General features: G+C 38.5%; 11 protein-coding genes. 3 read left to right on the forward strand and 8 right to left on the reverse strand.

The window, feature by feature from the left end; translation table 11 throughout:
• Window positions 1–121: 121 nt before the first annotated feature.
• The 3 genes from asnS to V7121_RS20230 all read right to left on the reverse strand — a co-directional run bounded on the left by asnS (window position 122) and on the right by V7121_RS20230 (window position 3466).
• Complete coding sequence (asnS, locus tag V7121_RS20220) at window positions 122–1513, reverse strand: asparagine--tRNA ligase (protein WP_335503648.1); 1392 nt, start codon at window positions 1511–1513, stop codon at window positions 122–124.
• Window positions 1514–1689: 176 nt separating this feature from the next.
• Window positions 1690–2571: an alpha/beta hydrolase gene (locus V7121_RS20225; RefSeq protein WP_335503651.1), complete on the reverse strand. Its 882-nt coding sequence runs from the start codon at window positions 2569–2571 to the stop codon at window positions 1690–1692.
• 424 nt (window positions 2572–2995) lie between these two features.
• Window positions 2996–3466 (reverse strand): GNAT family N-acetyltransferase, encoded by a 471-nt coding sequence (locus V7121_RS20230; protein WP_335547593.1) that lies wholly within the window; start codon window positions 3464–3466, stop codon window positions 2996–2998.
• Between the two features lie 168 nt (window positions 3467–3634).
• Here V7121_RS20230 and V7121_RS20235 point away from each other — a divergent pair, with 168 nt between their 5' ends.
• Window positions 3635–3769 carry a BA3454 family stress response protein gene (locus V7121_RS20235; protein ID WP_335503659.1) on the forward strand — a complete coding sequence of 45 codons (135 nt, stop codon included), beginning with the start codon at window positions 3635–3637 and terminating at the stop codon, window positions 3767–3769.
• A 50-nt stretch (window positions 3770–3819) separates the two neighbouring features.
• Here the strand turns inward: V7121_RS20235 and helD are convergent, their stop codons facing one another.
• Window positions 3820–6147, reverse strand: coding sequence for an RNA polymerase recycling motor HelD (gene helD / locus V7121_RS20240; protein WP_335547595.1), 2328 nt, complete (start codon window positions 6145–6147; stop codon window positions 3820–3822).
• 419 nt (window positions 6148–6566) lie between these two features.
• On the opposite strand from helD, the gene V7121_RS20245 reads away from it, so the two are divergent.
• The gene (locus tag V7121_RS20245; protein ID WP_335547597.1) at window positions 6567–7097 is read left to right on the forward strand and encodes a YceI family protein; all 531 of its coding nucleotides are present in this window, start codon (window positions 6567–6569) and stop codon (window positions 7095–7097) included.
• A 200-nt stretch (window positions 7098–7297) separates the two neighbouring features.
• Here V7121_RS20245 and V7121_RS20250 read toward each other — a convergent pair whose 3' ends face one another.
• The gene (locus V7121_RS20250) at window positions 7298–8239 is read right to left on the reverse strand and encodes an ATP-grasp domain-containing protein (RefSeq protein ID WP_335547599.1); all 942 of its coding nucleotides are present in this window, start codon (window positions 8237–8239) and stop codon (window positions 7298–7300) included.
• Window positions 8240–8550: 311 nt separating this feature from the next.
• Here V7121_RS20250 and V7121_RS20255 point away from each other — a divergent pair, with 311 nt between their 5' ends.
• A complete protein-coding gene (locus tag V7121_RS20255; protein ID WP_335500022.1) occupies window positions 8551–10938 on the forward strand; it encodes an immune inhibitor A domain-containing protein in 2388 nt (795 codons plus the stop codon).
• A gap of 42 nt (window positions 10939–10980) precedes the next feature.
• On the opposite strand, the gene V7121_RS20260 is transcribed toward V7121_RS20255, so the two are convergent.
• From V7121_RS20260 to V7121_RS20270, 3 genes are all read right to left on the reverse strand, one after another.
• Window positions 10981–11469: a L,D-transpeptidase family protein gene (locus V7121_RS20260; protein ID WP_335500025.1), complete on the reverse strand. Its 489-nt coding sequence runs from the start codon at window positions 11467–11469 to the stop codon at window positions 10981–10983.
• A gap of 87 nt (window positions 11470–11556) precedes the next feature.
• The gene (locus V7121_RS20265) at window positions 11557–13059 is read right to left on the reverse strand and encodes an aminotransferase class V-fold PLP-dependent enzyme (protein ID WP_335547600.1); all 1503 of its coding nucleotides are present in this window, start codon (window positions 13057–13059) and stop codon (window positions 11557–11559) included.
• Window positions 13060–13184: 125 nt separating this feature from the next.
• Window positions 13185–13532: a hypothetical protein gene (locus V7121_RS20270; RefSeq protein WP_335500028.1), complete on the reverse strand. Its 348-nt coding sequence runs from the start codon at window positions 13530–13532 to the stop codon at window positions 13185–13187.
• Between the last annotated feature and the right edge of the window lies 1 nt (window position 13533).

Below are 13533 nucleotides of genomic sequence, written 5' to 3' on the forward strand. Positions count from 1 at the left end.
TTATCTCAGTTGGAGCGCTCCATAAGGAAGGCTTCGGCAGCATTTGCATCGCACGAAGGGAAAGCGTTAGCTTTTCCGAGGAGGCCATACGCCGCTGAACGGGCGCTTGCGCCTTTTGTCTTTAAAACTCTGCATTCCCTGTTGTTCTTGGGAACGGAATTACATCTCTAATATTTGTCATTCCGGTTAAGTACATAATTAATCGCTCAAAACCGATTCCGTAACCTGAATGCTTTGTGCCACCGTATTTTCTTAATTCTAGGTACCACCAGTAATCTTCTTCGTTCATGCCAAGCTCATTTATTTTGTCTGCCAATATCTCTTCACGTTCTTCACGCTGACTGCCGCCAATTAATTCGCCTATTCCTGGGACAAGTAAGTCGGTTGCAGCGACTGTTTTATTGTCTTCATTCAGTCTCATATAGAACGCTTTAATCTCTTTAGGATAATCAGTAACAAATACCGGGCGTTTGAATACTTTTTCGCTTAAATAACGTTCATGCTCGGTTTGCAAGTCAAGTCCCCATTCTACTGGATAAGCAAACGTTTCTCCAGACTCCCGGAGGATATCTATCGCTTCTGTATATGTCACCCGGCCAAAATCTGCTGTGTAAGCATTATTTAGACGTTCTAATAAGCCTTTTTCGATAAAGCTGTTAAAGAAGTTCATTTCTTCAGGTGCTTGTTCGAGCACATACCCGATTACATACTTAACCATTTCTTCCGCCAAGTCCATCACATCTGGAAGTTCTGCAAATGCTAGTTCTGGTTCAACCATCCAAAATTCAGCTGCATGTCTAGCCGTATTGGAGTTTTCAGCTCTAAAAGTCGGGCCAAAGGTATAAACATTCCGGAATGCCAACGCAAACGCTTCAGCTGATAGTTGACCGCTCACAGTTAAATTCGTTTCTTTATTAAAGAAGTCTTTGGTTAGATCTGTCTTCCCTTCCTCATTTTTTGGAAGATTGTCCATATCTAGGGTGGTCACTCGGAACATTTCCCCTGCACCTTCCGTATCACTGCCAGTGATAATTGGTGAGTGTACATAGACAAACCCTTTGTCTTGGAAAAATTTATGAAGGGCATAGGATGCAAGTGATCTAACCCTGAAAACAGCTGAAAATGTATTCGTTCTTGGGCGTAAATGGGCAATCGTCCGTAAATATTCAAACGAATGCTTTTTCTTTTGTAATGGAAAATCCACATTAGATGTACCTTCAATGACAATGTTGGTAGCTTTAATTTCAAAAGGCTGCTTAGCTTGAGGAGTATGAATAAAATCTCCCTCAACTCTAATAGATGAGCTTATTGGAAGCTTAGCGATGTCTTTAAAGTTCGCTAATTGCTCATCAAAAACAATCTGCACACCTTTAAAAAAGCTCCCATCATTTAACTCAATGAACCCAAAAGTCTTTGAATCGCGTATGGTACGAATCCATCCCGATAATTCTACCTTTTGTTCTATGTAGCTTTCTGTATTTCTGTACAAATCCTTGATTAAGGCCTGTTTCATTAGTTTTCCTCCTAAATCTTATGTAAAAAAACAAATAACCTTCCATCCCGTTTGGGACGAAAGGTAAAATTCCACATTTCTATCATCGGTTTTTCTTTTATCCCTTCAATATTATATAAAAATCATATCAAATTAGCAATATTCAACAAGATTTCTGATTTAAATACGAAATTATTCTAGTTTGCCGTAGATTTCTTTGGAAACTTGCCACTCGCTCCAAAATTTTGTGTAAAAAGCCATTCATGCCTGTCATATATTGCCGCTTCGCATGTAGAAAATAAATGATTACAATCATACCACATTAATTTTTTGGGAGAGCTGGCAGCTGAATAAAAAGAGCGAGCCTGACTCCGATCAATGTATTCGTCATTTTCAGCAAATTGGAATAGGATTGATGCAGGAGAAGCATTTTTCACGTAATGTATAGGATCTAATTTATTTAGACTCGAGATAAAATATTCGTATCGTTCAAGTGGCAGGAAGCTCCTGATTAATAAGGCTATTGGATGCTCACTGGTCATTTGCATCTCAGAAACCTTTCCATAACCAGAAATTAGGATAAACGTTTTGATTCTGTTATCGATACCGGAGAGAATGCCTCCCCATGATGCCCCAATGCCGTGCCCGATAAAAGCAATCTTTGATTCATCCACATTCGGCATTTTCCCTAAAAGAGTAACTCCCCTCCGTATATCCATTACTGTTTGAATATACTTTTGAATATCTGCCATCTCTTCGATTCTTTTTGCAAATTCTAACTTATTTTGTGATTCTCTCCCTCCATCATCTCTTAAATATTGAGCTTCAATTAGTAGCGAAATGAAACCCTTAGTTGCTAATAATTGAGCTTCATGATAGAAAGTTTGCCTGTTACCTTGACTTGGGTGCATAAAAATTAACGCAGGTAGTGGTCCAGCAATATCAGGTACAAAAAGATAGGCAGACACTTTCCCTTTGAAAGGGCTTTCATATTTAACATCATAAATACAAATACCATCTATGGAGTGTGAGGCGATCACCTCAAATCCAGAAAGTCGTTCTTCCTTAAAATCAAACATTTACTACCGCCCCCGCAAGACTCTTTTGTATAATTTATTTGAATTTTCAGATTAACAGAACAATTAAATAGGCGAATCTCTTATTTCGATTTTTTTGAAAATATTCAGAATATTAGCAGGAAAACGTTGCAAATCGTCGAATATTAAAAATATTATACTTTCGAGGGGTGTTAGTGTGGACAAGGTAACTTGTATTGCCTACCTACTATACAAGTCATCCAAGAATCAAGGCATTAGAGAAAAAGCCATACAATTATTAAATGGAGATGTGTCTATCCGCGAATTAAAAAGAATTACGTCCATTCAAGCAAATGTAGTTATTGCCGAATCCTTATTGAAAAAAATCAAATCGACAAAAACCAAGTACAGCTCTTTGCTGAGCAATTTATGTTTCAAGAGGTTTGATATAATCGTTTGATAGGATTTATCCAATTTGTTTTTGATAACAAAAAATACCACTTCCATTTTGTGCGGTAGTTGTTTTATAATAGATAAATCCTAATTCTTCCCAAAACCGTTGTGCTCTTATGTTCTCTTTTAACACACCTATTCTAACGGATTTCTTACCTCGTTTAAGCATCTCATTTTCGTATACTGCATATGCCTGTGCGCCGAAACCATAACCTTGATAATCACCATGAAGCATTAATAAGCCTAGCCATGGGTACTGGTCCCTTGGATTTTCTAATAAGTAGTCTATTATTCCAATGTAAGTATCATCAAGCTTTATAAATGCACTAATAGAATTAGGATTTAAGAATTCTTCTTCCATGTCAGCAAGTGTTCTTGCATCTTTGCCATTTTCAAAGATATTATAGTCTGGATTCGAGTTAACTATTTCTAGTGCAATAAACAACGATTCTTTTTTTACCTCTTCAAAGTACATTGTATTCATTAACCTCCCTTCGTTTTCTAAACCAATTATATCAAATCTGATATTTTTAGTAACGTATGTCGAAAAAATATCGTCATAAATATTTAAATGTCTAAATATGCTTAATCATTGTGATGCAATTGATCACATAACAACCTAATATTTTTTAATAAAAAAGGAGATTTAATTATGGTACAAGTAGAAGTAACAGTAACTTTTGAAGGAAAAAGCTATTTAACAAATGTTATTGCCCATCGGGAAACATCCGAGGATGAAATATTCCAAACAGCACTAGAACAAGTCAAAAAGCAATGGAAGAAATAAATAAGAAACTGTATGTTCGGTTACCGAATCATACAGTTTCTTTTTTTTATTTAGTTTTCAAGTGTATAGGTATCTTTCGGTACCTTCGCCATAAGCGGGGTAATACCCGACCTAGCAATTAGGTGAAGTTCGTGCATGGCCCTTGTGCAGACAGTATAAAATAACTTCCGCTCATTTTCTTGTTTGTATTGGGAGCAATCGTATAAAATAACTGCATCGAATTCAATCCCTTTCGCTAGATAGGATGGAATGATAAGAATCCCTTTTTCATAGGAAATGGTTCCTTTTTCAATGAGATGAAGCTGAAATTCGTTCTTGAGCAATTCAAAAGCATGTTTGCTTTCATCCGCCGTCCGGCAAATGATTGCAATCGTTCGATGCCCTTCCTTTTGAAAATCTTGTACTTTCTTTACTATTAATTCAGTTATATCTTCATTTTTGACCATTGTGACTAATGGCTTTCGTCCTGTTCGGTTAAATGGGACTATATTCTCTCCGCCCTCAATCAACGCACTGGTAAATTGAACAATTTCCTTTGTCGACCGATAGGTTTTTGAAAGGACAAATGATTCAATATCTTTCTCAGAGGTATTTAGTTCAGTTAAGACAGTTTCCGCTCCAGTTGCCCCAGAAAATATGGCTTGATTAAAATCACCAAGTAAAGTCATTTTGCTATATGGAAACAGTGTCTGTATGAAGGCAAATTGAAACGGTGAATAGTCCTGTGCTTCATCAATAAAAATATGACGAATGGCGGATTTGGACTTTCTCCCCTCAATTAAATCCTGAAGATAAACATATGGGGTCGCATCCTCATAAGGAATTTCCATATTCGTTAATTTTTCCAATGTCTGCCTGCATATTTCGCTCCATTCCACCGGGAGGCTTTCATCCATGTTTTTAGCATGCTTAAACAGTTGGTAATACACACGGGGTGAATCAATAAATCGTAAACTTTTCACGCGTACAAATAATGGTTTAAACTTCTCCTTTACGACCATTTCTGCAAGGAATTTTTGTTCCTGCTCAAAATCATCAAAAGAACGATCTGAAAATTGATTTTTTTCCTGAAGTTTTTTATAAGCCTCCATAAAATCTTCTTTTTCGAGATACTGAATTTCTTCTTCCACCCAGCTCCTAGAACGCTCTCGTTTTACTTTTCTCTTTAAATCTCGCAGCAGCCATTGTTTTACAAGCTGCATTCGGTTGGGGATAGTCATCGTTTCATCCAAGGAATAAAAATAATCATGGATTTCCTTTTTAGAAATTAGAACATCTCCTCTAAATTTTAAATCTCTAAAGATGAGTCCGCTTTTCGCTAATCCTGCGGCATAGCGGTCGATGATGGTCTTGAATTTAAGACTTGCTTTATAGCGGATGCCCTCCACCCTTACCTGATAACTATGGTCATTTTTCCCACTAAGTAAAAATTCCATTTGCGTAAATGGATCTTCGACAGAAAATTCTTTCCCTAAACGAGAATTTAAATATTCCTGGAACGTGGATTGCTGCATATTATCCTCACCAAGTTCAGGTAAAACAGTCGAAACATAACTATTAAATAATGGATTAGGCGAAAACAGCATAATGTTTTCTGAATTTAATGTTCCTCGATACCGGTAAAGCAAATAGGCAACCCGTTGCAGGGCAGCAGATGTTTTGCCACTGCCAGCTACTCCTTGGACAATCAATATTTTCGAACGATCATTCCGAATGATTGCATTTTGCTCTCGTTGAATCGTCGCAACAATACTTTTCATTTGCGTGCTGGCGTTATTTCCAAGCACCTCCTGAAGCATCTCATCTCCAATCGTTACTCCTGTATCAAACATTCCTTTTATTTCAGAAGCTCTAATTATAAATTGACGTTTTAAGGTCATTTCCCCTTCAATTGTCCCTTCAGGGGTATGATATTGTGCGGGTCCAGGTGGATAATCATAATATAAACTGGATATTGGTGCACGCCAATCATAAATTAAGAAATTTTCATCGTGCTCATCCATAAGCGAAGCAATTCCAAGGTAAACTTGGTCTGTCGAACCTTCCCCTTTTTCTAAAAAATCGATCCGTCCAAAGTAAGGGGAAAACTTCAATCTTGAAAGCGTTTTGAGATGTTTATCTAAATTTTTATGAGTCCGTTCACGTTCAGACAGCAACTCCGCTTGCTGCTTAATACTAGCTGCCGTTTCAATGACATCATCAGGTTCATCTAAATTAACCGTTACATCCGCCCAAAAATCTTTTCGAATTTCGAGAACGTCAGCACTTACCAAACCAGCATTTAATTTTAATTTGCTGATTTTCTTTTCAATTTCATTTACCACTGACGTGACTCTTCGTTGTTCCGTTTTCCAGTCTGTGCTCTGCAAATCGCTCATCCAACCACTCCCCAGACAAAATTTTGGTTCATTGTTGACAATAGAATTAAATTGTGTTAATGTTATAATAGGTAAAATTTAATAATTACATATTATAAAAATTTCTGCCAACTGTCATTCTATCATGCTCTCTTCGTATTTACAAGGAGATTTTTTATATAATAGCATCTAACGCCTTCTGGGCGTTTTTTTTATTGGCTCTCTGGCTCTCTATCTTCCTCAAACACACCCTGCTATCGAAAAACTAACCTCTCGATTATAAAAGTCTGCCTATCGTTAGTATTGGAAAAAATTCTTAAAAAAATTAATTAAATTTAATTGACATTAGCTTGGTCAACAACATATAATTTATCTTGAATTAAGTTATTTCAGTTTCAAGATAAATGATTTTAAAACAAACATACTGGAGGAGAAATAACATGACAAAAAAAAAATGGGCCCTTGATCCATCACACAGCAGTGTAGATTTTTCTGTTCGTCACATGATGATTGCCAACGTGAAAGGTACATTCAATAAGTTTGACGCAAGCATCGATGCCGATCCAACAGATTTAACCACAGCAAACATTGAATTTTCCGTAGAAACAGCAAGTGTTGACACTCGCAATCAAGATCGTGATGGACATTTGGTTTCAGCAGATTTCTTTGATGTCGCAAACCATCCAACCATGACTTTCCAATCAACAAAGATTGAAAAAACCGATGATGGTGAATATAAAGTTACTGGTGATTTAACCCTTCGCGGTGTAACGAAACCGGAAACTTTTGCTGTTACCTTTGAAGGTCAAGGGAAAGATCCATGGGGCAATGAAAAGGTTGGCTTCAGCGCTGAAGGAACCATCAATCGTTCTGAATATGGTCTTGTATGGAATGCTGCCCTAGAAACAGGCGGCGTCTTGGTTGCAGATAAAGTAAAAATCAATCTTCAAATTCAAGCAGCAAAAGCTTAGTACTATAATAAAAAATGGAGGCTTTCCCATTGAACAGCCTCCATTTTACTTTATTATTATCTTAATGAGCCACCGGCTGGCCGCTCATACCAATTCCAAAGTTCTACCTCTCCTAAAGAAGCCAATTTTATTTGCGCCGAGAAAAACCAGAAGAAGATAAAAAGCCAGTCCATATCAAAGGACTGGCTGAGCTGAATTTTCTATACGGTTAATTGATCTAGTTCCAACTTAAGATATTTTGCAATCTCCAGCATCGCAAATTTTCCCGCCTTCGCTTCTGCGTCCGAATTGTAGTTCGTGTTTGTATTAATGTCATACGTATATAGTTCACCCGCTGCATTACGGATAAATTCGATTCCGGCAATTTGAATCTGGTTGGCCGCGAGTACCTGCTCGTACTTCTTAATAATCGGGTCTGAAAAACCAGCAATAATCTCAAACTTTGGTTTCTCTTCCTTATCTTCTCCAACTGGACAAAATAGATCACCAATCTGGCAGGCATCAGCCGGACATAGTTGAAACCCGTCCGTCGTATCCACTTTAACTGCATAAACGAATTTCCCGCCGATAAACTCGCAGCGTGTTATAAAACTCTCCGGTGCCTGGATGTAATCTTGAATTAAAGTTACCCCATCGATTGATTCTTCAAAACTAGGTCCCTGAACATAGTTTTTTAACTCTTCTAGGGATTGGAAGAGCTGTACACCCAACCCTTTCCCCGCCCGGTTATGTTTGGTAATAAACGGTTTCCCAACGAATTCCACAGCGGCCTCAAGTATTTGTTCCTTCCCCACGGCAGCAATGGTTCGAGGGGTTTGAATTCCATATTTATTTAGTTCTATGTATTGAATCACTTTACTCACTTCAAGCTGAAGAGATCGCGTTCCGTTAAAAACCTTGCGACCATGTGCCTCAAGCCAGGCGAGAACCTGGGCAGTAAATTCAGGGGCAAAACGGTGCCCTCTCGTATGTGAGGAAGCACTCATCCGATTATAAAAGATCCCTTCTGGAGGTTCTTTTGAAAGATCAAGACGTCCTCTGTCGAGATGCCATTCTTCATACGGCACTCCGAGTTCGTCCAAGCGTTTGGTTAAATGAATGGTCCAGTCACTATTTTCATGGATGATATAAACTTTATTCAAAAGAAAAGACTCCCCTCGTACTGAACGTTAATATGTTTAAATTTCAGAAATTCAATCCCATAAAAATTTCATCCTACCTTTTATATTAGAATTCTATTGTCCATTTGTGAAGTGGCTATGTTAGTTCTCGAATTATTTTTCCTAAGGATTTGATAAAATTATTCAAAAAAAATAGATTTTCCGTCGATATATAAGATAATACCTTCGATAAGTGTCCGAATAAACAGAATATTGCAGAAACATTCATATTGTTTTGTTTCAATATTCGAAATATTATTTAATAGCAAGCCAATAAATTTAGGGGGAGTTTTATGAAGAAACTATTAAAAACAGGTTTAACTACTGTAGTAATGGCTGGTACATTATTCGCAGGATTTCCCGGAAACTACGCAAGTACTTCAAGCGGGGACAAACTCCTACATAAAAGTCCTAGTACTGTCTCTCAATCTTATGGTTCATTAGATTTGTCTGTAGTAAACCTAGACAAATTGCTAGAATCATTAATTAAACAAGGGGTTATCTCTAAGGATGCATCATCTGCTGAGCAGCAAAAGGCCTTACACAAATACTTAGAATTAAAAGGAAAACAAGAAAAGGTAACTCAATCTGATCCACTTGCCGCAAAGGTAAAGGCGGCAGAATCAAAAAAACAACGGAAATTTAAGGATTTCACTAATGGCCTCCTAAAGGGTAAGGGGAACAAATATGGGCAGTTAAAGGGCAATCCAGATCCGGTACAAGAAGGAAAATCACCAGGAATCCAAAAGGAAGGTAAGCTTCTAACACTCGTAGTGGAGTTTTCTGACCTACCACATAATAGCATTGAACCAGGTGAAACGAATAATTATTACAAGGATTATTCAATTGACCATTTTGAGGAAATGATTTTTGGTGTAAATGGCGTAACTGGTCCGAATGGTGAAAATCTTGTTTCCCAGAAGCTATATTATGAACAGCAATCTGGAGGAACATATACAGTAAATGGACAAGCATATGGCTGGTTAAAAGTACCTGGTACTGCAAGCTTCTATGGTGCTGACAGAGCAACCGGCGGTCATGATAACGTTACACCAGGAGGATCAAAAAAATTAGTTGCTGATACCTATGCTGCTGCTAAAGCTGCTGGCGTTCCTCTACAAGATTATGATTTAGAAGATCCGCATGATTTGGATGGAGACGGTAACTTCTGGGAGCCAGATGGATTAGTTGACCACTTGCAAATTATCCACTCTGGCATGGGTCAAGAAGCTGGCGGAGGAAAACAAGGCGATAACGCCATTTGGTCACACCGTTCAGCAGTATTTGTTGATCCAGATGGACTAGGGAAAGGGTTACCTGGATTTTACGATTACACAATGATGCCTGAAGACGGGGCGACTGGCGTATTTGCTCACGAATATGGCCATGACTTAGGTCTTCCGGATGAATATGATACGGCCTACTCAGGGACAGGAGAGGCAAACGAATATTGGTCGATTATGTCGAGTGGTTCATGGGCTGGGAAAATTCCTGGGGCAGAACCAACAGGCTTCTCTCCTTTTGCTAAGCAGTACTTCCAAAGCACACTTGGCGGAAAATGGACAAATCCAACGGTTGTAAATTGGGAAGATGTGTCTACAAAAGGAACACAATTCTTACTTGATCAAGCAAATTCACCACTCGGACAGAACAATCAAGCTATTCGTGTAAATTTACCTAAAAAGAAAACTCCTGTAAACACCCCTGCTGCTGGAAGCTTTGAATATTGGGGCGGACAAGCCGATGAAATGGATTCAAACATGGTAACAGACGTTGATTTAACAGGAAAGACTTCAGCTACGTTAACATTCGATGCATGGTACGATATTGAAGAACAATGGGATTTTGGTTTTGTTCAAGTATCTACAGATGGTGGTAGTACTTGGAAATCATTAGGAAACGATCATACACGTTCAGATGTAGTCCCTGAAGGATATCCGACAATCCTAAATTCTATGCCTGGATTTACAGGTAAATCCGACGGCTGGGAAGCACAGACTTTTGACCTTTCATCATATGCAGGTCAAAAAATCAAACTTCGCCTTCGCTATGCAACAGACTGGGGCAGTTCTTTCGTTGGTTTCTTTGCTGATAACATTAAAGTTGTTGCCGATGGAAAAACAGTGGTCGATGATGGGGCTGAAAGTCCTACAACACCATTTACATTAAATGGATTTACAAAAATGGATGGTAATAAGCTTACCAACCATTACTATTTACTGGAATGGCGCAACCATAAAGGTGTCGATGAAGGTCTTGCTCATATTAAACGCGGAAACTCTTTAATGAGCTATGATGGTGGTTTAGTAGTTTGGTATGTTGATGACAGCTATACAGATAACTGGACTGGGGATCACCCTGGGGATGGATTCCTAGGAGTTGTTGATGCTCACCTTGGTAAGAGTATAAAATTAAGCAATGGTGATGAAGCTATATCACGTTTCCAAGTGGCAGATGCTGCGTTTGGATTAGATCCTACATCAGGATTAAATATTTATTACCCGACTTACTCGATTTTGTTCCCTAGCCAACCGGCAGTATCACTGTTTGATGACAATAACTCTTTCTTTAACACATTTATGCCTGATGCCGGCCGTAATATTGGTCACTTCGGACTAAAAGTGCGAGTTAACGGGCAAGCCACAGATAAATCTGTTGGATCAATTGTAATCTATAAGTAATAAAATGAGTCCCACCCTCTAACTTTAGAAGGTGGGACTTTTTTAGGGACGTATTGTAACTCTCGTTCCATTGGGCACCATATCAGCCAGTTGCAAAACATCCCGATTGTACATTCTTACACAGCCGTGTGAGACTGCTTTGCCAATTGAACTAGGGTTGTTCGTTCCGTGTATGCCATACCCCTGTTTTGATAAGGAAAGCCACAAAACACCAAACGGTCCACCAGGATTATACTGCCGATTAACAATTACGAAATCACCCGTCGGCGTATTCGTCAGCATTTTCCCTACCGCGATTGGAAAAATTTTTACTAGCTGACCATTGTTGTATAATGTAAGTCTTCTTTTTCCAACCGAGATTTGAATCGAATAAGGTATGGTTGAAGGCTCTGGCAGGCCGGGAATTTGAATTTTTTGTCCAGCATGTAAATGCCCCACACCAGGATTTGCTGCATAAAGGCTTTGAAGGCTTACGCGATAGTTAGCAGAGATACTACCTAACGTTTCACCGGGCTTAACTGTATGAATCATGAGATCCCACCTTTCTCTAGCTAGCATATGCCCAAACGAGTTTGTGGGTCATTATTAGTTAGGTTCAAAACTCAACCTCTAAAGGAATCAAGTAAACCGAAACAGTGGCGCCATATCTGCTCTTTTGTGGTGAACATAAAAGTAATCATTGCTTGCTTTATCATAGAGATAATCGTTTTTCCATTCCTTAATATTTAAGGTGATTTCTCTAATCGCATTCACAAAAAGAATAATTTCATCGTTTGTCATAATCGGATGTAATGAAAACCGCACCCAGCCTGGTTTCTCAGACATATCACCTTGATTAATTTTTTTAGATATTTCCGTGGAGGTTTGTTTATCAATTTGAAGCAGATGGTGCCCGTAGGTCCCTGCACATGAGCATCCGCCTCTTACTTGAATCCCATATCGGTCATTAAGAAGGCGAACAATCAAATTATAATGGATATTTTCAATATAGAACGAAACGATACCGAGACGTTGGGCTTGCTGTCCATCGAGTACATGAAGTCCCGGAATTTCTTTTAATCGAGGTAATAAAATGCCTAACAGCTCTTTCTCTCTTTTCAATATATTTTCTACACCCATTTGAGTTTTCAAATTCAAACAAAGAGCGGTCCGAATTGATTGCAGGATCCCTGGGGTTCCGCCATCTTCTCGATGCTCAATATCAGAAAGATACTGATGCCCACCCCATGGATTCGTCCATGTGACCGTGCCGCCACCAGGGTGATCCGGGATATGATTAGCATATAATCGAGTATCAAATACCAAAACACCACTCGTCCCTGGTCCCCCTAAAAACTTATGGGGCGAGAAAAAGATCGCATCTAATTTTTCCAGTGGATCGATTGGGTGCATATTAATGGTTACATACGGGGCAGAGGCTGCAAAATCTACTAAGCAAATACCGCCATGTTGATGCATAATTTTCGCCAATTTATGATAAGGGGTTTGGATTCCAGTTACATTGGAGCATGCGGTAAAGGATCCAATCTTCATTTTCCGATTTTTATATTGATGGAGAAGATGAACGAGTTGGTTGGTGTCTACACCCCCATCCTCGTCAGGGGGTACAATCACTACGTCCCCCAGTGTCTCAAGCCAGGATGTTTGATTGGAGTGATGTTCCATATGTGTAATAAAAATAATGGGCCGTTCATTTTCAGTTAACTCTAAACGTGTCTTCCACTTCTCATGAACTCTCAGGCCTAATAATCTTTGAAACTTATTCATCACCGAAGTCATCCCAAATCCATCCATAATCAGAGCATCATGTTCGTCAGCATTAACATGTTCTTTAATGATTTGTTTAGATTGATTATAGATTCCTGTCATCATTAAACTGGTTATATTTGATTCAGTATGTGTATTTGCCATAAATGGCCCAAATACCTCAGAAATTTTCCGCTCGATTGGCCGATAAAGACGCCCACTAGCCGTCCAGTCCGCATAGATAATTTTCTTACTTCCATAGGGAGATTCAAATTCCTGATTCATCCCTATTACTTGTGAGCGAAACGGGTGAAAATATTCCTCAAGATTATCTGGAATTCGATAGGTCCTACTGCCAATATTTGCGGTGATCATTTGTTTCACACCTCACAATTTAAATCTGTTATTAATATATGCAGGACACTATCGTACTGGTTCATAACCGAAAGCTAAAAAAGCAACCTAATCAAATGATCAGGTTGCTTTCTAAAGTTATTGGCCTAATAAGTAGTAATTTTCGCTGATTCTTTTCTGGTTACTTCCTCAATCTTTTGAATAAACATTTGAAACACACGCCTTTTTTCCTCTAGGTCCTTTATGTATTCCTTAAGCTGATTATAGCTTTCTTCAAAGGGTTTATGATACATGTCACGAATTTTTTCAATAATTTCTTCGTTTACTGTGGATTGAATTACTTGCTTTGTAATCCCATATTTGTAGGAATAAACCTTTAATTCCTGTGCTACCTCATCATATTCATTTGCAATTTCAGCTAAAACGAGTGAAATATCATCCTTCCACTCATCAAGTGACTTTTGCAAGTAGGATTTTGCCATTGTCTCATCCATT

Origin of the sequence: Neobacillus drentensis (assembly GCF_036962125.1) — a bacterium.
In the GTDB taxonomy this organism is placed as follows: domain Bacteria; phylum Bacillota; class Bacilli; order Bacillales; family Cytobacillaceae; genus Neobacillus; species Neobacillus drentensis_B.

Excerpts from the sequence above, each read along its gene's own strand:
- asnS (WP_335503648.1), bottom strand. The coding sequence starts at position 1,513 with ATGAAACAGGCCTTAATCAAGGATTTGTACAGAAATACAGAAAGCTAC.
- V7121_RS20225 (WP_335503651.1), bottom strand. The coding sequence starts at position 2,571 with ATGTTTGATTTTAAGGAAGAACGACTTTCTGGATTTGAGGTGATCGCC.
- V7121_RS20230 (WP_335547593.1), bottom strand. The coding sequence starts at position 3,466 with ATGAATACAATGTACTTTGAAGAGGTAAAAAAAGAATCGTTGTTTATT.
- V7121_RS20235 (WP_335503659.1), top strand. The coding sequence starts at position 3,635 with ATGGTACAAGTAGAAGTAACAGTAACTTTTGAAGGAAAAAGCTATTTA.
- helD (WP_335547595.1), bottom strand. The coding sequence starts at position 6,147 with ATGAGCGATTTGCAGAGCACAGACTGGAAAACGGAACAACGAAGAGTC.
- V7121_RS20245 (WP_335547597.1), top strand. The coding sequence starts at position 6,567 with ATGACAAAAAAAAAATGGGCCCTTGATCCATCACACAGCAGTGTAGAT.
- V7121_RS20255 (WP_335500022.1), top strand. The coding sequence starts at position 8,551 with ATGAAGAAACTATTAAAAACAGGTTTAACTACTGTAGTAATGGCTGGT.
- V7121_RS20260 (WP_335500025.1), bottom strand. The coding sequence starts at position 11,469 with ATGATTCATACAGTTAAGCCCGGTGAAACGTTAGGTAGTATCTCTGCT.
- V7121_RS20265 (WP_335547600.1), bottom strand. The coding sequence starts at position 13,059 with ATGATCACCGCAAATATTGGCAGTAGGACCTATCGAATTCCAGATAAT.
- V7121_RS20270 (WP_335500028.1), bottom strand. The coding sequence starts at position 13,532 with ATGGATGAGACAATGGCAAAATCCTACTTGCAAAAGTCACTTGATGAG.